The organism is Candidatus Lokiarchaeota archaeon (assembly GCA_014730275.1).
Taxonomy (GTDB): domain Archaea; phylum Asgardarchaeota; class Thorarchaeia; order Thorarchaeales; family Thorarchaeaceae; genus WJIL01.
This window is the reverse complement of sequence record WJIL01000038.1, coordinates 1-17,574: the sequence shown is the minus strand read 5'-3', so window position 1 is coordinate 17,574 and position 17,574 is coordinate 1. Positions and strand designations below refer to the sequence as shown.

18 protein-coding genes are annotated in these 17,574 nt (G+C 43.9%); 10 read left to right on the top strand and 8 right to left on the bottom strand.

Going from position 1 to position 17,574, the window contains the following annotated elements:
- Positions 1-12: 12 nt before the first annotated feature.
- Genes GF309_04795 through GF309_04780 form a run of 4 tightly spaced genes read left to right on the top strand, consistent with a single transcriptional unit; the run spans position 13 to position 3,326 of the window.
- A complete protein-coding gene (locus GF309_04795; GenBank protein ID MBD3158086.1) occupies positions 13-1,281 on the top strand; it encodes a hypothetical protein in 1,269 nt (422 codons plus the stop codon).
- Between the two features lie 42 nt (positions 1,282-1,323).
- Complete coding sequence (locus GF309_04790; GenBank protein MBD3158085.1) at positions 1,324-1,578, top strand: hypothetical protein; 255 nt, start codon at positions 1,324-1,326, stop codon at positions 1,576-1,578.
- A gap of 27 nt (positions 1,579-1,605) precedes the next feature.
- Positions 1,606-2,574: an ATP-binding cassette domain-containing protein gene (locus GF309_04785; GenBank protein MBD3158084.1), complete on the top strand. Its 969-nt coding sequence runs from the start codon at positions 1,606-1,608 to the stop codon at positions 2,572-2,574.
- A complete protein-coding gene (locus GF309_04780) occupies positions 2,571-3,326 on the top strand; it encodes an ABC transporter permease subunit (protein ID MBD3158083.1) in 756 nt (251 codons plus the stop codon). Before GF309_04785 ends, GF309_04780 begins: the two co-directional genes overlap by 4 nt.
- A 12-nt stretch (positions 3,327-3,338) precedes the next feature.
- Here the strand turns inward: GF309_04780 and GF309_04775 are convergent, their stop codons facing one another.
- On the bottom strand, positions 3,339-3,944 hold the full coding sequence (locus GF309_04775) for a gamma carbonic anhydrase family protein (protein ID MBD3158082.1): 606 nt from the start codon (positions 3,942-3,944) through the stop codon (positions 3,339-3,341).
- 49 nt (positions 3,945-3,993) lie between these two features.
- Between GF309_04775 and GF309_04770 the strand changes: the two genes are divergently transcribed.
- The 3 genes from GF309_04770 to GF309_04760 all read left to right on the top strand — a co-directional run bounded on the left by GF309_04770 (position 3,994) and on the right by GF309_04760 (position 7,050).
- The gene (locus GF309_04770) at positions 3,994-4,392 is read left to right on the top strand and encodes a hypothetical protein (GenBank protein ID MBD3158081.1); all 399 of its coding nucleotides are present in this window, start codon (positions 3,994-3,996) and stop codon (positions 4,390-4,392) included.
- A gap of 181 nt (positions 4,393-4,573) precedes the next feature.
- Entirely contained in the window at positions 4,574-5,620 is a 1,047-nt protein-coding gene (locus GF309_04765; protein MBD3158080.1) for a hypothetical protein, read from the top strand.
- Between the two features lie 119 nt (positions 5,621-5,739).
- Positions 5,740-7,050 carry a hypothetical protein gene (locus GF309_04760; protein ID MBD3158079.1) on the top strand — a complete coding sequence of 437 codons (1,311 nt, stop codon included), beginning with the start codon at positions 5,740-5,742 and terminating at the stop codon, positions 7,048-7,050.
- On the opposite strand, the gene GF309_04755 is transcribed toward GF309_04760, so the two are convergent.
- Positions 7,039-7,839 carry an HAD hydrolase-like protein gene (locus GF309_04755; GenBank protein ID MBD3158078.1) on the bottom strand — a complete coding sequence of 267 codons (801 nt, stop codon included), beginning with the start codon at positions 7,837-7,839 and terminating at the stop codon, positions 7,039-7,041. The genes GF309_04760 and GF309_04755 overlap by 12 nt on opposite strands.
- A gap of 195 nt (positions 7,840-8,034) precedes the next feature.
- On the opposite strand from GF309_04755, the gene GF309_04750 reads away from it, so the two are divergent.
- From GF309_04750 to GF309_04740, 3 genes are all read left to right on the top strand, one after another.
- On the top strand, positions 8,035-9,219 hold the full coding sequence (locus tag GF309_04750; protein MBD3158077.1) for a hypothetical protein: 1,185 nt from the start codon (positions 8,035-8,037) through the stop codon (positions 9,217-9,219).
- Between the two features lie 121 nt (positions 9,220-9,340).
- Positions 9,341-10,243, top strand: a complete 903-nt coding sequence (locus GF309_04745; protein MBD3158076.1) for a CPBP family intramembrane metalloprotease — start codon at positions 9,341-9,343, stop codon at positions 10,241-10,243.
- A 172-nt stretch (positions 10,244-10,415) separates the two neighbouring features.
- Positions 10,416-11,096 (top strand): hypothetical protein, encoded by a 681-nt coding sequence (locus GF309_04740; GenBank protein ID MBD3158075.1) that lies wholly within the window; start codon positions 10,416-10,418, stop codon positions 11,094-11,096.
- Positions 11,097-11,508: 412 nt separating this feature from the next.
- Here GF309_04740 and GF309_04735 read toward each other — a convergent pair whose 3' ends face one another.
- The 6 genes from GF309_04735 to GF309_04710 form a co-directional block, all read right to left on the bottom strand.
- Complete coding sequence (locus tag GF309_04735) at positions 11,509-12,645, bottom strand: hypothetical protein (protein ID MBD3158074.1); 1,137 nt, start codon at positions 12,643-12,645, stop codon at positions 11,509-11,511.
- A 232-nt stretch (positions 12,646-12,877) separates the two neighbouring features.
- A complete protein-coding gene (locus GF309_04730) occupies positions 12,878-13,822 on the bottom strand; it encodes an amidinotransferase (GenBank protein MBD3158073.1) in 945 nt (314 codons plus the stop codon).
- Between the two features lie 15 nt (positions 13,823-13,837).
- Positions 13,838-14,314, bottom strand: a complete 477-nt coding sequence (locus GF309_04725) for a pantetheine-phosphate adenylyltransferase (protein ID MBD3158072.1) — start codon at positions 14,312-14,314, stop codon at positions 13,838-13,840.
- Between the two features lie 12 nt (positions 14,315-14,326).
- Positions 14,327-16,321 (bottom strand): DUF4910 domain-containing protein, encoded by a 1,995-nt coding sequence (locus GF309_04720; GenBank protein ID MBD3158071.1) that lies wholly within the window; start codon positions 16,319-16,321, stop codon positions 14,327-14,329.
- A 46-nt stretch (positions 16,322-16,367) separates the two neighbouring features.
- The gene (locus GF309_04715; GenBank protein MBD3158070.1) at positions 16,368-17,162 is read right to left on the bottom strand and encodes an NAD+ synthase; all 795 of its coding nucleotides are present in this window, start codon (positions 17,160-17,162) and stop codon (positions 16,368-16,370) included.
- 148 nt (positions 17,163-17,310) lie between these two features.
- A partial coding sequence (locus GF309_04710; GenBank protein ID MBD3158069.1) for a ferritin occupies positions 17,311-17,574 on the bottom strand: 264 nt, incomplete at its 5' end.

The window sequence follows — 17,574 nt, the reverse complement described above, 5'->3', positions numbered from 1 at the left end:
GGAGGTAGGTGGTTGAAACTGCCTACAACTCCAAGGAATGTTGGCCGTCGGTCTGCTAGCACCTTACTATACGCTCTTGCCATTGGCTCAGGTCTTATGCGAGCATTTTCTGTATCCTTTGATGTCTTTGCCATAAACGTACTGATTTCCAATCCGATAGCCTATGGGTTCTTATCACAGTGGATTAGCTGGATTATCACGACCATTCTTGTAGCTATCCTCAGCATTCGATGGAAATCTCGGAATCAACGAAGATCACTTGGCTCGAATCTCGATCCGGATTTTCTTCGAATATCACTACCACCAAAGCAACCAACGAAGTACATTATTCTTGGCGGCATCCTTGCTGGTGTTTCAACGTTCTTCTACTACATGCTTGTATCTAGTACGGACGCATCAGCGATTTTGCCCTATGGCCAACTTACTATCATCTATCTTCTAGTTGGTGACTTGTTGGCTGAGAAAGACACCCCAACGGCCATAGAGATTCAATGCATTATGTCAGTCCTCTTTGGTGCCATTCTTGTTGGCGTTCAACCTTCGGGGTTCGATTTATGGGCGTTAATAATCGTCATCGGGCCAATGAATCTTGCATCTGCTGGATATACTTACTGCATGCGAAAAGCAAAGCGGTATAAAGACGACAAAGGGCGAAGGTTCGATTCGCTGAACTTGCGACTTTGGACCCTCCTTTTCCTCAATGCATGCATGAGCATCGCTATGATTCCGACACTCACAAAAACAAACTGGGAACCCATTATCAACTCGTTGAATTCTCTTGTTTACATCATCATCGGCTCGTCAGTAACCATTTTCTTGTCCGTTGTTATGTATGTAAGAGCCCTTGGAATGGGACGAATGGCTGTTGTTAACTCATTAAGTGCTATTTCTGTAGTTCTCGGGATTCCGATAACATTGATTGGGAATTTCATTTTTCCTGGAGCTTTTGGAGCTATTGCAGAAGGAAGCTTCATCTGGGTATTGAAGTTATTTGGAGTACTACTGGTGATTTCGGGGGTGATTGCGCTAGAGACCTCTGATGTTCGTTCGCTGGTAGTAGTGAAAGTCAAGCCACAGACTGGTGATATCATAGAATCCTTGTGGGCCATCAATGGTGTGGAGTCAGTTTCTGCATTGGCAGGAAAACATGACTATTTACTTGCGGTAAGGACAAGGAATCTTGGCAAAACTAGAACAAAAATACTCAAGCGCGTACAGAATATTCCTGGAATTGATGAGATTGAGACACTGGTTATACTGAAAGAGTTTGGACGTTCTTAGGAATTTGATAACTTAAATAGAGCAAAGGGGTAGACCTTAGTCATGATGAAACGAATTGGCGCATATGTGTTGATGGATATCGAGATAGGCAAAACCGATGAAGTTGTTGCTAAATTGCGGGAAATAGACCAAGCCAGACGTATATCAGTAACTACTGGTGATTATGACATTGTGTTGTTGCTTGATGTACAAGATTTGGAAGAGCTCTATGAGATTACTGTCGGGAAGATTGCACACATCCCCGGAATACGCGAGACAACGACCTCAGTAGTAGCGAAAGTCATAGCTAAAGAATAGCCACCAAAATCCACTAAACAGGAACGTGTGGGGGACCTTATCTTGGCCCAACAGAATCATATTGAAACCGACAATCTTACGAAGCGATTTGGGGAACTCGTTGCCGCTGATAGAATAAACATCGAAATTCCAAAAGGAAGTGTGTTTGGATTACTTGGTCCAAATGGTGCAGGCAAGAGCACTACGGTTCGCCTTCTATGCACATTGCTTAAGCCTGATCGTGGTTCCGCTTCTGTTTGTGGCTATGATGTTGTGTCGGAACCAGTACGTGTTCGCGAAATAACCGGCGTATTGCCTGAGGAAGGAAACCATACTCACTATGAAACACTTTCAGCATATGAGAATCTGCTGTATTTCGCCCGCCTATATGGACTTGAAGAGAATCGAGCCAAAGAGAGGATTCATGAACTCCTCCAATTTATGGAGCTCTGGGAGCGAAGAAATGACCTTGCTGGAAAACTGAGCACAGGAAACCGTCAACGCCTTGCCCTATGCCGCGCGCTCATACATGAGCCCAAGGTCCTTCTACTTGATGAACCCACATCAGCGTTGGATCCTGTAGCTGCCAAACGTGTTCGTAAGCTGATATTAGACCTGTCTGCTGAATACGGGCAGACATTCCTCCTAAACTCGCACAATCTTGCTGAAGTTGACAGAATCTGCGATCATATCGCAATAATCGATGAAGGCAAGATACTCGTTTCAGGTAAGACAGATGAATTAAGGAATAGATTGCGGCGTCGGCAGTACTATCGTCTAGTCATTGGCAACGAAATCGAGGCAGTCCAGGACCTAGCAAGAGACTTCGATTTCATACTTTCTGTAGAGAATCAAGGCAACTCTTTGATACTGGAAATAGAGAATCCCCGAGAAAACAACCCGGTTCTGCTACGTTCTCTATTGAAAAAGGGAATTGATGTTATTGAGCTGGCTGAAGAGGAAACTACGCTTGAGGATCTCTACCTCAGTGTCATAAAGGAGGATTTGTCCGAATGAATTGGGACAAACCAAAAATCATAGCTTCAACGGATTTGAAGATGGCACTGAACGTTGGTCTAGTCAAGTATGGTTTGATAATGAGTTCCGCATTCGGGCCGATAATATCAATTTCATCAATTCTGGGATTGGCTCTGACTGTCCCGGAGTCAGAAACCGCTTTGGTTGGCGCTTTACTTGCACCGTTTATTTCATCATTCCTAGCTCTTTTTGCAATTGTACCGGCAACGTTGATATCAGCCAATTCACTTGTTGGTGAACGTGAGCAGAATACGCTTGAACCCCTCCTGTGCACACCGCTGACCGACAATGAGTTGCTATGGGGAAAGATCTTGGCATCAGCAGTACCTAGTTTGGCTATCCTCGCAAGCTCAACAGTACTTACTTTGACGATTCCAAATTTGGTGTTGTTATTTATTGGTAGGCCCCTGGTATTGATTCCTGATTTGCCGGGAATATTCCTTATTGCAACCTCTGGTGTGATTATGGTATTTGCTGTGATTGCAGTGAATATTCTCATAAGCGGAAAAGTGAAGCGGGTTTATGAAGCATATCAGACATCTTCAGCTGTTATTCTTGTTTTCATGCTACCCATGATGCTACCCATGGTATCTCTAACCGAGGGAGCTATACAACCCCCATTTGTTTGGCTCGTAAACATAGTTACGCTATTTGTTTCAGTAGTAATACTGCTAATTGGTTGGGTGTTGGCACTCGCTCGATTCAACCGAGACAAAATGATACAGCAATGAATCACACCGTCTTTATTCAATTGGTTTGAGTCCAGTTTGGTATCTCTTGGCCATTTCTATGTACTTGTCTTTGAAACTTCCAAGCTCAACTCGATGATTCTGAGTTAATTCAGCTATGACCTTTGCTGGAATTCCAACTGCGACCTTTTCCGATGGTATGTTATCTCTGGCCTTTACTACCGCTCCTTCAGCCACAACTGCCCATTGACCAATCTTGGCATAATCTGACACTATGGCACCCATTCCAATGACTGCTTCGTCCTCCACCGTGGCATTATGGATTATGCAACCATGACCCAGAGTTACACGAGACCCTATTTTGGTAATCTCATTCGGTCTAGCATGAACTACTACATTATCTTGAACGCTTGTTCCTGAGCCTATTACAACTTCACCGTAGTCTCCTTTGACAACCGCCCCGGGAGCAACATAGCATTCTGCACCAAGTGTTACTTTCCCTATGACTGATGCAGATTTGCTGATGTAAGAATCCTTCCCGATTCTTGGTTTTCTGTCTTCAAATTGATACACAGTCAAAGCAATAACCTCACGTTTGATTGGGTCTATCTGTGTTATTAGCTTGGAGGTTACCCTCAACAAGCAAATCTTATAGGGCATACAGCGTAACAATTCCCAAAACACCAAGTGATTCTGAGGAGATGCCACATTGCCCACAAAGAAAAACAGCGACCGTGAAGGAGCATTGTTTCCCATACTCAAAGGTAATAATGTAGGAAGAAATGGAATGACAACTGGTCGCGTGGTAATTGCCACAAAACCGGAACAACTTGAAAGACAATGGGAATCTGATGAAATAGCGGTTCTGGCATCAAATCTTTCTAGCCATTTTAGAAATTGTCCCGGTGATGTAGATGATCTTCTATCCCGGGTTAGTGCGGTTCTTGCAGAATTTGGTAGTCCAATAAGTGAATTTGCAGCTTGTGGATATGCTCGTGGTGCTATTGCTGCTGTCAAAGTAGAAGATGCCTCGGAAGTACTTGAAGATGGAATGGAGATTCGGATAGTTGCAAGAGAGAACCTAGCAGAAGTATTCTTCGTGGATTGATTTCAATCCAATAATGATGTTCTAACTTAAGGAGAACGTCATTCTCTCAGATTATCTGGGCCATACCGAGTTCACGACGTTACTGAAGTTAGTAATCCACTCTATGTCTGGTGGAACAACTTGATATAGTCACATGATTTCGAATATTACTTGAGTCTATTCGTCGGTTGAGATGGTAAGAGTGGCAGAGCTTCATGTGAAATGGGTTCAACGGCCTCGTTTCGAGTATAAGGGGGCAATTCGAGTCGATTTCTGGGCTGCGCGCAAGTATCATCTTAAGATTGGCATTATCACATTTCTAGTATTATTCGCGTATGGGCTTGTATTCTTGTGGATTTCATCTGTATTTCAGAACGCCCTTCAATTCCTATTTCTGGTGTCTTCAAATCTCCTATTTGGTTTGATTGGTGCAAGAGTATATCATCTGGCTGGTGAAATAGGAGGTGAACTCATCCACTTTCTAAACCCTCGCAGAACTAGTGATATTGACAAATTGAGAATTGAAAAAACCACACTGAACAAAATTCATGTGATCTTCGAAGAGGCAAATCACCACCTAAACTCGTTGGCTTCAAGTACGAGAGATGACTACAGGGATTTAGCGTGGTTTTTGGTGATAGCCTATTCAGTGCTATCCTTAGTGATTAGCTACATGCTCCCCCTCAAATTCTGGCTCATTCCAATAAACGCTGTAGTTTTTGGAGGTGTTTTTGTAACAGTTTACACTAACAGCTACTTGACCTATCCGCGAATGGAGTTAATAGATGGCTTGGCTGGTTTGGAATACTACGTGACTGCTACCATTGATGAGATTAAAGAGATATCAAACTCGCGCGATGGGAATCCCACCGTCACATGGGTTCAGCAATACGATGATTGGATGATCTACGATTTTGGCTTCAGTTTTGAAGAACCTAGTGAAGACAAACTGTTAGGCTTATACAGTTTAGGATTTCCTAAGGACGCAAAGGAGACCTTTGATATCCGGTGTGTCAAGTCTGAGAATTTGAATGAGTATCGCTTGCCTAATGAAATGTGTCACGCAGGGTGGGAACTAGAAATTACGGTTCTTGATGATTATCAGCATGTCTACATGCATCGGGAAAAGAGTCATTTTGATTTTGAACATCCTTGGAAAATCAGTGTTGATCCAGAACGAATTCGTGCTGACCGCTCACTACTTGGTAGTACGATTTCTGAAGTACTATCCAAGTGTAGATTTGAATAGCCTAGAATTTCGTAGCATAGAAGATATAATGGGGCGGGTGCTTACGGTATGCAAAGAATGCCCCAAATCCCAGAAACCCTAACTTTATCCCTAATCATCTACTACTTGGAGGTGTACCCATGAAAGTCAAGCTCAAAATCGATCAGAAGTGGTTGTCCGTTGAACGAAGCAGTATGGAAAAAATGAAGCGAGACTATGAAACATGGGCGACACGCACACTCGAGAAGGCAAAAGCTGCTGAGGATCTCTCACGACTGCGAGAGGTCTTCTATGAGCTTGGTGACAGATGGGAATGGGATCAGGCTACTGGCGAATGGCTTTCAAGTGGCGAACCATTAGATGCTGTAGGTTTGGTTCTGCGTCTTCCAGGAATCGAGAAGGGTAAAGAACGGTATGCAGTTTATGCTGTTATGGCATACAGCAAGGGGTTGACAGATCAGTTTGACCATCTTGGGGACAAAGAGCGAGTAATTATAGAACGTAATCTTGAGACTAACCATTTCAAGTGCTGGTCAACTACGGGGCACGGTATGGTGGATTTATTTGCTACGGATTTAGGCGGCTATGATAGCTTGATTGATATTCTCGAATCATGCTATTTGGTAGCCCAACCGGGAGATCATGCTTTACGTCTAGAGCTCCCGCCTGCTGACGATGAAGTGCTAGCTTTGGCTCAATTCATGTGGAGGCTTGCTGCTGGGCACAAAACATACCGCCTCAAAGAATTCGATTTGCTAACTATGGAAGACTTGGAAGAGATTCTCGATTTTGACTTCAACAGATATGCAGCTGCAGTCATTGAATTGGAGCGAAAATGGAGTGAACTAAGTACTGGTGTCGCAGGTATTGCACAAGAAGCTGTTTTGGACAGGATTCCAGACCACATTGAGAGACGAAATGAAGAGACTTTGAGAAAAGTAGAGGGTCTATTGCATGAGCTGTGGTTCACCCCACCATGGCGTCAGCGCAGTGCCATAAGAGCCGTCTATGAAGACCTCAAAACCGAACCAACTCCTACAGATTTGGAGACGGTGCTTCTGCCATACCTAGAGGAGCTCCAGAGCGCCCTTGAGGATCTTGTTGAAAAGGCCGAGTATCTCAAGTGGAAGAGTGTAATCGACAAGAAAGAATTTGCTCGCTCTGGCATTTTTCGAGGATTAGATTTATCGAACCTCGCCAAGCAAGCTTTTGCGGTGGCTCTTGAGGATGTACTGAAAGAACATACGCTTGCTTATATTGCATATCCTGAACGCGCAACAATGAAGGACAAGATTCTACGAAAGCTTTTTGGTGTAATCGTATTACCGACGCGATTGCTCACTTCGTTCAAAGAGGCTCTTCTTGGTGTTGTGAAAAAGATAGGTGCGAAGATACGAGGTTCATCAAGCCGTGATGAAACAGCTACGAAGGAGACTAAATCAGCTACCTAGGAATAAATGAGTAAGCTCATCTACCGAATCAATAACTATGGTATTTTCTAGCGCTTTGTCTTCTTCATCTGGATTCGCCCAGGTGGTAAGTACTGGCACCATTTCTGCTCTCTTAGCAGCTATAACGTCTAAGTCAACGTAGTTGCCAACATATGCGCATAATCGCGGGTTGACTCCTATTTGTTTTGATACAGAAAGTAGGGTATATGGATTGGGCTTCGCATATCCGGATACACCGCTCCATTCGATACAGGAAATTAGGTCGGTAACTTCAGCATGTTTCAGTTTACCTGTTGGATCATCATGCCTTCGAGTGGCAATAGCCAGAGTATATCCTCTTGAATGAAGTACCTGCATGGTTTCAATCGCTTCTTCGATGAGCCATTCAAAATCAGCGCTTTTTGTCTCTCTTTTCCATTTCTTCTCTATCTCAAGAATCTTCTGTTCAGTAAACTCGTATCCGAGTCTCTCCAGCATTATCCTGTCTGCCTGAATCCAATCTTCTGCTTTGCCGCCCCAGTGAGGTCCAACATTCTGCTCAACTTGATACCGTGCCATCCATCTATCCATGTATTCGAAAGCTTCTTGGAGCGTGTTATCGGAAATATCAGTTACTTCTATTTTGAATTCCGCTAGAATGTTGCGCAGGAGTTCTGAAGGGCTCTCTCGCGTTTTTGTGATTGTATGATGAAGGTCAAATATGATTGCTTTTGTTCTTTCAATCCGTTCTCTGGGGTCCAAATCCTTTGACATCGTGCCTCTGGTAATGCTAAACTCATTTTCTGACAATTGTTATCCCGCATTTCATTTGTCGTGGTATGTAGAATATGGGTTTTGTCATCGGTCTATCTTAGCGAGACCTGTATTGTATCAGGGATTTTCTTGCGATTCGTGATTGTGATTTGAAGTGATTAGCCGTCACACTCAATAAGGGGAAGACGGCGGTTTCCACATGCTCAAGTTTCAAGATGGAGATTTCCATAGATGAAGAAATTGGCAATTGTGGGGAATGGAACTGCAGCGATAACAGCGGTCCGTGAACTGGGGAGAATGGACGCAACTATTGCTATGGATGTTTTCAGTGATGAACCTTACTCCTACTACCCTCGGCCAAGAATAATCGACTTTCTGGCAGGAGATGTATCAATACAGGATTTGATTCAATACTCGCCTGAATGGTATGAGCAATACAATGCTCATCTCCATTTGGAAGAACCTGTCAAACAACTTGACGTTGACTCTATGAGCCTAAAGACTACCGCCAAAAGATATCATGGGTATGATCGAATCCTTGTTGCTGTTGGAAGCCATCCATGGATTCCACCGATTCATGGTGCCGACAAAAAAAATGTTCATACGCTTCGCACTTTGAGGGATGCAGCTACGATCCGCAAAGGAATAGAAACAACCAATCGGCAAATAATCATCGGTGGAGGGATTCTGGGTATTGAAATTGCTGCGGCTCTGGAAAAATATGGCGGCAATACCCTTACTATTTCACATATCGATACTCTGCTTCCCAAGCAACTAGATTCAGCCGCAAGCTCTGTCCTACTCAAGAGATTGAATCAGCTCGGTCTCAACATTTTGATGAATTTTGAATGTAAGAGGGTTCTCGGAGATAAGGAAGTTGAAGCTCTTGAATCTACAACAGGGGACCGCGTGGAAGGCGATATGGTGATTATTGCAACTGGAGTGCGACCCAATATTGCATTAGCAAAAACAGCAGGTCTTGGGTGCAATCGAGGTATTGTCGTCGATGCACATATGCAAACATCAGAAAAAGGTTGTTTTGCAGCTGGTGATTGCACCGAATGGCAGGGAGTCTCGTGGGGTATCATTCCTGTAGCTTTGGACACAGGAAAAGTAGCAGCACGGAACATGGTGGATTTGGGAGGAACGCATTACAATGGCACGACTCCAAGAAACACCTTGAAAGTCGCGGGAATTGATCTTACATCTATTGGGGAATTCAACCCTGTGTCACCGAAATTTGAATCGGTGGTCCAGGTTGATGAAAAGGAAGGTACCTATTTCAAAGCAGTATTGAAGGATCATACTGTTGTTGGAGGAATTGCTTTAGGCAACCGTAAAGTCGCTCTGAAACTACAGAGACTCGTCTCCACAGGCAAGAGGGTTGAGAGACCTTTTTCGGATATTTTCGAATGAATACATGTGACGGGACTTGTTCCTAGTAACAATGTTGGAAAAAAGAACGATTCCTGATTTGTAGCGGCTTATATTGCATCTCAACAACGTTAGACTGTATAGAAATTAGGTTGCTGAAATCATGAAGTCGAATCCCATTAAGAATCCTCACGTCAGTGAAGGAACACCGACTACCCATTCTAAACTTGCTCTTCCCCATGTTGCTATGTTGATGCTGAGTATCGGTACAGTCTGGAGACTGACGGATATTTTCGTGTTTGGTCTTGGCGGTAGCAAATTCAATGTGATGCCCTCAAAGCTTGGACCACTACTCATTATTTTAGGTTACTTCTGGGTGTTCCGGAAATCCGAAATCGATTCTGTACTTGGCCTCTCAGCTCGTGACTGGCGGATTCAAGTACCTATTGGCATTTTAACCGGTCTCGTTATCGTTCTGGGAATAGATATGCTAAGTGTTGTACTATACGCCGTTTTCCTTAATCCTGCATACCCACTTAATCTCACTATTGTTGGGCCAGTTATGCTCCTCTATATGTTCGGATTTTTTGCAATAAATGCCATTTTTGAGGAGGTTCTCTTTAGAGGATTGCTACAGAATTCACTGATGAGATTCCTATCTCCAGGTAGAGCAATTCTGCTTTCCTCACTGATTTTTGGTGTATGGCATGCTTGTTGGCCATTTGCGAATGGCCTTGAAGGCACCACTTTGATTACTGAAATTGTCAAGATGGTTGCCTTTTCCGCTGTTATTGGTGCTTTCTTCGGACTCTATTATCACAGCTTTTCCAAAGAGAAAACCTTGTTGGGTACCATTTCTGCACATACAATGCTTAATTTTGTCAATGAGGGATTCAAACTGGGACCTGAACCTACTGCCCAAGGTCCGGATTTTTCCTTTGCAGATCCGAATCTAATGATAATTACTTTCCTGCTGTTTGGCATAATCTTCGCTCTTCTTTTTCTTATGGTCAAGACCTTTGATATTGAAATGGTGAAGAGCAAACTACTGGATCATTTGGCTTAGGAATCTGACTGTCCTTTCTCTAGTCCGATTGAGCACAAGTGAAAACGCAAATAATGTAACTAGTGAATCGGGAATTCGATATTTCTGAAATTCTGTTTCTTGGTACCCTTACGAGCTTATAAGTTACAGTCCAGATATCTTGATTGAAGATAGCTTGGTGGTGTCCTACCGAATGCAAATCCCTTTCGATTTAGTCTCACTTTCTAGTATTATCGCAGCCATAGTTTCTATCCTTCTTTCTACCTATCTATTCAAGGTATGGCATGACCAGCCTGGCAGACTGTATACCGACCTACCGCTCATGTTTGGTTTCACGTTTATCGGCCAATCTTTGAACAGCCTGATTCAAGGGCTTACCCTTGGTGGTGTTATACCTTCCACAATGACGGTATTTCGAATCCGTTCCCTCGTGATTTGTATCACCACTTTTCCTTTGCTTGGTGCTTTACTGAATATTTGGCTGTCAAAATATAAAGAACATCATCTCAAAATCATGGCTGTTCTAGTGGCGTATTGGATTGCGATAAGCTTGTTTGCTCCATCACAGAACATGATTATGCTACTACATATGCCGATTCTGCTTGTCTTGATGTTCGGCCTCATTGCTACCTTTTTCATTACCTGGAGAACTGGGAGGTTGAAAGAGGTTCGAAGTGACCTGCTTCTTTTGTCATTACTACTATCTCTGGTTAGCCAGCTCTTCAGAATTCCTTTGTTAGATATTGGTGCTGGCTTCATTTCAGATGTGTTGAATGTTGGTGCAATCCTTGTTGCAACACTCGCTTTGACTAATCCATGGTTCGGAAATACCCAAGCTCACCTTCCCGAATCATCTGACATAGACTATATGTAGCATAAAACTCGCTTCGGGGTTCTTTCTAGGAATTTAGTGATAGATCTGGTTGAAGGTGCGTTACCGCCCAGCTTAGTTCTGTTTATCCCCCTAGTACTGATACAGATAAATGTTCTAAGAAAAAGATGGGGCCAAACTAATGACCCCGTGATTCGTTTGTGTTACTATTCGCTTACCATGGTGGATTTATTGGCCATTCTGGAACCATGAACACTCACCTCCATTTAGGAGATACTTTCATGATATCATATCGTGCGAGGTTTATCTTGTTCCGCTAACTTCGATGTGGATGTATTGTAGGGTCTTGTTTGTGGAAAACGAGCATTGCGCAATGAGCTTTTGCTGTGATTGGTTAGGAGTTTATATTGCCCTTTTCGAAACTAAGTTGGCCAGTTTATGCTAGGTTAGTCCTTCAGGACCTTCTTCGTTCACTAGACAACAGAAGTACAATGATGAGGGAAGCAGATAAGAGACCAACCAACGATGCCGAACCAACAAGGAATACTGTTGAAAGCGGCGTGAGATGTTCATTGATGGTAATACCTCCCCTGCGACTACTTCTGAGAGCATAGACATCGGATGAAAGGGCATCAACGGATGCGATTATCTCTTCGTTGTTGTTATCTGTGTCTACAGACAGTCCAAGAAACCACGTAAGTCGATAGATTGTCCCGTTGTCTTTTCGTTCTACTTCTGCTAATGCGAGTTCTGCACTTGTGAAATGGATTGAATCAAGTTGCCCTTCTGATAGAGTATCTGGCTCTCCAATGAAGTAAAGGGCAGTAGAAGCCATGACTGAGTTCTTGTCACGAATCCCAGACATTGAAACCTTCTTAGTTTCAAACCAGTGGTATTCGAAATCAGAGATTCTTTTCGAGAATGAAGAAACTGCAATAACGATTCTGCTGCTTTCTATTCTCATCGAGCCCAAGTATTGCTGGAATATGAAGCGCTTGTATCTCCCACAGTCGTACCCTATATCTCCCGTGTACCTCGCATTTGGTGGAAGGTAATAGCGCTGCTTCTTCAGGAAATCCAATACGATTTGTTCACCTTCCTCCTTCGACAACCTGACCGGATCAAATATCTGCAGATATCTACATTCATAGTCTGTGATTCTGCCGGTAAATCTATTGACAACTACGAATGCCCTGAAATCTTTCTGAACGAAAGTGAATCGAAATGAAGTGGTTTCTTCAGCGGTAGATTGTAGCGACCAATTAAGAATTCCTGGCCTTGTCTGTTTCAGAAACTCCACGGATTTGTTGATGGCAGATTCTTGAGTTATGGCTTCCTCTGGTAGTCCAAGGTTATGTTCCGTTTGATATAATGAAGGATTTCCAGGCACTCTGGCGAGTTGGCCCTCAACAATAACCTTGGATTCGTTTGAGGCAACATCTGCGAAAGGTGTATTGGCCAATGTCTTTTCCTCGACTTGGTTCCTCCCAGAAGGATAATAGAACATATTGAGAGACATCCATGGAATGACAAAGCCAAGACCGATGATGATGCTGCACAGAATTACAAGACTTCGTTCGATTTTTCTCACCATGAATCACGTATGAGATTCATTACCGATTCTTTCCCGGTCTATTAACCCTAGAGATATCGCAAGATAATCGGAAGTGGAAATCGAAACCAAGCATTTCGCAGGTGATACAACAGTATTTATCTCGTCGATTCAATGAACCGTAATGGAGGAAATCGTCAATCGGTTCTTCCCTGAACCCCCAACGATATCTCAAGGAATTTCTCAAAGATGACGGTTTTTCCTCCGCTCTTCATTCCATTTTCCGTTGAACAATTCCTGACATGCAACCGATTCCACCGGCAGCCTTGCTAAGTTCAGGTATGCTTACTGTAATACATTCTACACCCTCATCTTCGAGGAATCCCTGAGTTACAGGATTTCCCCCTGGCATCAGAATCTTGTCTGAATGAAGTGTAACGAAATTGAGCGCTAAGCCTTTCTTCGCTTCCTCCAGGTCCGGTGCAAACAACACCTCATACCCGCTGTTTCGCAAAGCTTGAACTGCACGGTATGGAGTGCGACCAGGCCAAACAATTGCCTTCTGCTTATTGAGGAATCTCAATACACCCATGAGATGCATAGAGCCAACAGGAAGCCCCACTCTAATCACCTCAAAACCCATGTCTTCAAGAGCTCGCTTCAACTGTTCAGCACCGTCAACATTGGTTCGAAGACCATCAGCCACGAACACAGTAGTCTGATTCAGCCATGCCGCATCAGCTCCTTCGAAGGTTCCACTAGAACGGAAGCTTCCAATTACAGGAATTCCCATATTGGCTAGCTTCTGCTGGACTATACGTTCCTCTCCGGCCCTAACAGTGCTTGCAGGCCTTCCAAGTATTGCCCCTTCGGGAGTCATGAAAAATAGGTCTGCCATAAACATTAGATTTGGTGGAGGTTCTGAGTTTGGTTCGACCAGATGTATTTCGACTTGTTGTTCCTCATAAGTATCAATAAGATTCTCATATTCTTCTTGAGCTCGATTCAAATCTATATGATCGAGCATCTGGAATGATTCTGGCTCATCTACCTTCAATTCTCTTCCTGGCTTGTGAAGCAGAACACTTCTCAGCTTTCCACACTCAGTATTGATGCCACATTCCGCCCATATTTCACCGATTTCTTCCCTATGGGTTTTCTCCCTTTGTGACCACCCCTCGCCTCCATATGCTGAGTGCAAGTCGCCCTTTTTCAAACTGAACCTCTCCTCTCAGTAGATGAGCTTCTTGTCCTCGAAGGTTTCACCTAGACGTTTTCGTGAGGAGGAAACTGGTTTCTTGTCCTTAGTTAGAACTCTTGGAATAATGATAATCGCAAATCTCTTGAGCCCGTTTTCAATCCGCATTCTGTTGATTCTGAATGCATTCTCAACTACCTTGATTTCGTCGCTTACTAGCAATGCTTCCAGATCCTCCATTTTGTCGCCCCCTCCGATGACTGTTTTGATTTTGAATATTTGGCATCGCTCTTCATCGCCTTCTTGTCTAATGAAATCCAACAAAGCTTTCTTTCTTTCTTCGTAGGGTAATATCTCCTCCCCGGGTCTCGTTCGTGTGGCCATTTCGTCACTGCTCAGTCCGATTCCAACTTGATTTCCCAGCTCGAACGCTTTCCGGATTAGCCTTTTGTGTCCCTCATGAAGCCTATCGAAGGTCCCGGCGTAGACCACTTTCTTGAATGGAGGCATGCTTTTCGCTTCCTATTCTGCATCCCTGATTTCAATCAAGCCCAATTTTTCAAGATCTTTGATGAGAGACCATAGTTCCTTCGATTCCCAATCACCAAACTCGAAAGAGAGTCTGTCATATACCTCATTTAGACTGGCCCACTCATGAGAGAGGTTCAATAGCTCGTCTATCTTGTTGTAGAACTGCTTGTCCTCTTCTCGAATACGGTAGTACTTGGCCCGTTTCTCTTCAAGATTTCTGGCAATATGCCCGGGATAAAGAGCATGTTCCGTTTTTCTTCGTATTTCTTCATCGAATTGCTCTAGGTCTATATCTAGATGTTCTTCATCCTTTGCTTCCAACCCGATTTCAACACAGGCTCCTTCGTATGCTTTCCGTGCTACCATCATCTCGGTCGTGTAGGTCATCTCAAGACTTGCTTTCAGAGCATTTCTTACTGCCTCTTGTTCGCTTATGAGCTTCCATTCCTCTGTTGCTTTCTCTAATGTATCTACACCCAATGCCTTTGCGTAATCAAGCCATCTGAGAATTCTTGGATAGATATCCTCTGGATCACCAAGACATCTTGCAAGCTCATTTACCCCTCTGTTTGTAATCCTTTGCATAATCTCTATACACTCATTTCTGCAAAGGGTAAGTAGAGTCTCCTTAGAGACGTATTTGGGATGGGCTAAGGAAATCGCTGAAAGGACCAAGGCTCGACTTAAAAAGGCCATCTGCGCCGGGTCAATTTTATCGACAGTATCAGTACTGGTGTGATAGAATTTGTCAGGATACTGATTTATCATCACTGCAGGGGTAGATACATTAGAATCAGTGAACATGAAGTGGTCGCTACCGGCTGAATAGGTACTGTAGTTGACCTTGAACGGGGCTTTGGTGCCCCCCTGTTCTGGCTTTCTATCTACCCCGGCTTCTTGCTCGAACCAATACCGTGTTACATTGTTCAGGGTGGTTGGCAGAGAATATGGCGTTCTGAAAAGGTTCGTGATGGATCCTGACTTGCATGGATTGGAACCAACCATGTCTACGTTAATCACCGCTTTTACTTTCTTGAGAAGCTTCTTTTTGTCGTCGATGAATTTGATAGTTCCATGCCATTCCGGCACCCAAAGGAATCTGATTGAATAGCTTGGTTGTTTGATATCCCCGGTTTCAATAAGTCGTTCGATGGTTCTCAACACCTCAAGAAGTGCTCCACTTCCGGAAGCATTGTCGTTGGCTCCAGGATGGGGATGGCAGAGATGTGAAATGAGCCATACCTCCTGATTTGGCTCCTCGCCCTCTAACAGAGCTGAAACTACCTCTAGGTTTCTATCTTCAATCTGAGCCTCAACATGAGCTTTCACTTGAACCTTTTTACCCTCTTTGAGCATGTTCTTTATCTTCAGCCCGTCAGCTTGTGTGAGTGCAAAGCCGAACTTAGTTTTTGCTCCTTCTCCTGGAGCAGGCCATGCGGCTTCGTACCTTCTCATACTGGCTATCTCATTCTTGCCTTCAGGCGGAACGAAGGTTAGAACTCCCGCCGCGTTTCTCTCTATACATGCAATTCTGTGTACACGTGAGGCTTTGTTTGTCGTAAGCACTAGTTTGCCCTCGATATCTTCCCCCTCATAATCAGAGTCCTCCAGCCCTTCTCCCACAAAAACTACTTCGAATGTGTCATCTACCGATGTGGAATGTGCAACTAAAGAGATGGGCTCTGCTTGGAAATCTGCAAGCATTTTCTTCTCAGGTTCTACCAGTTCCAACGTGGCTGATTCTGCTGACCACCCATATGGAGTCTCCCATGTTCCGATTCTTCCCTTACCGTTCGCGGGATATTCATAGACTTCGATTTTGGCATCGGAAATACGGTTTATCTGTTTCGTTAGATATTCAACAGCATCATGGAAACCAGGGCTTGCCTGAATTCGATGAAATTGTGAAATTCCAGCAACAAAATCTTTCGCGCTAAAACCGGAAACGGTTTCTCTTACGTTTCTGACAACTTCCTTCGGTAGCATTGACTTAACCTTCCAGCTGCTCGCAGTTCAACAAATAGCTGTACCACTATTTGCCTCTTTTGATGTTTTTGACTGGTATACTTGCTCTTTTGTGTTCTGATTGGCGTACTAGTTGTTTGACGCGGTTTAGATTCTCTTCAGAGACACCATATGACAAAATTTCTTGTTCGTCTTTCTTCTGTTCATATAGCATGAATAGCACAGTGTCCAAGACATCGAATGTAACACCGAGTTCATCTTCGTCTGTTTGCCCCGGCCATAGGCCGGCGGATGGAGGTTTAGTAAGAAGGAAACTAGGGAGATCTATGAACTCTGTAAGATTGAATACGTTTGTTTTGTACAAATCACCTATAGGGAGAATGTCTGCTCCCCCGTCACCGTACTTCGTGAAGTAACCCGCCATGATTTCAGATTTGTTTCCTGTTCCTAAGACGAGTAGGTTCTTCTGATTTGCTTCTGCATAGAGCGCTACCATCCGCAATCTTGCCGTCAAATTTGCTCTGGCAAGCCTGTCTAGAGACATTTTGGATTTGAAAAACTCGACAGCAGGTCCAATCTCGAAAAGGCGTGGCTTTAAACCAATGTTACTTGCAACTGCTTTCGCATCATCGATATTCTCTTGGTCCTTCTCTGCATCTACTGGCATCATTATTGCCTGTACTAAGGTAGGACCTATTGCTTTACAAGCTAAAGCTGCTGTCAGGGCTGAATCAATGCCACCTGACAAACCCAGCACAGCACCATCCAAGCTTGCTTGCTTGATGTATTCTCTGATGAATTGAGTGATTTCCTTCTGAGCTTTGGCCAAATCCGGAATCAATAGACCCTCTGGAACCTTCATCTAAACACCTACACCTCTCTGCGTATTGCACTTCTGACTTGTGATATGCTACACTTCCCCCTTTTCATTGTTGCTAGTGTCCGCAAAAAAAAGTGTAAGGTGCCAAGAAGGCACCTATCTCTATCTATAGAATTACTTCCACAGATCTCTAGTCTTCTCTGGCTCCTAGCTTCTGGTCGAGCATGAAGAGAGCATTCTTCGAATCCCCAATCATCTTGAGAAGATCTCTAATTCTTGCTGTCTGTTCCTCTTCCTCTACCTGCTCGTCATAGAACCAAGCCAGTAGTGGCTCAACGCTTCGGTCACCTAGCTCATCAGCCAGTTCACCGATTTTGAAAATTCGCTTTGTCACTTTCATTTCGTGCTCATACGCATCTTGAAACACTTCAAGGGGCGATTCCCACTCCGTCTT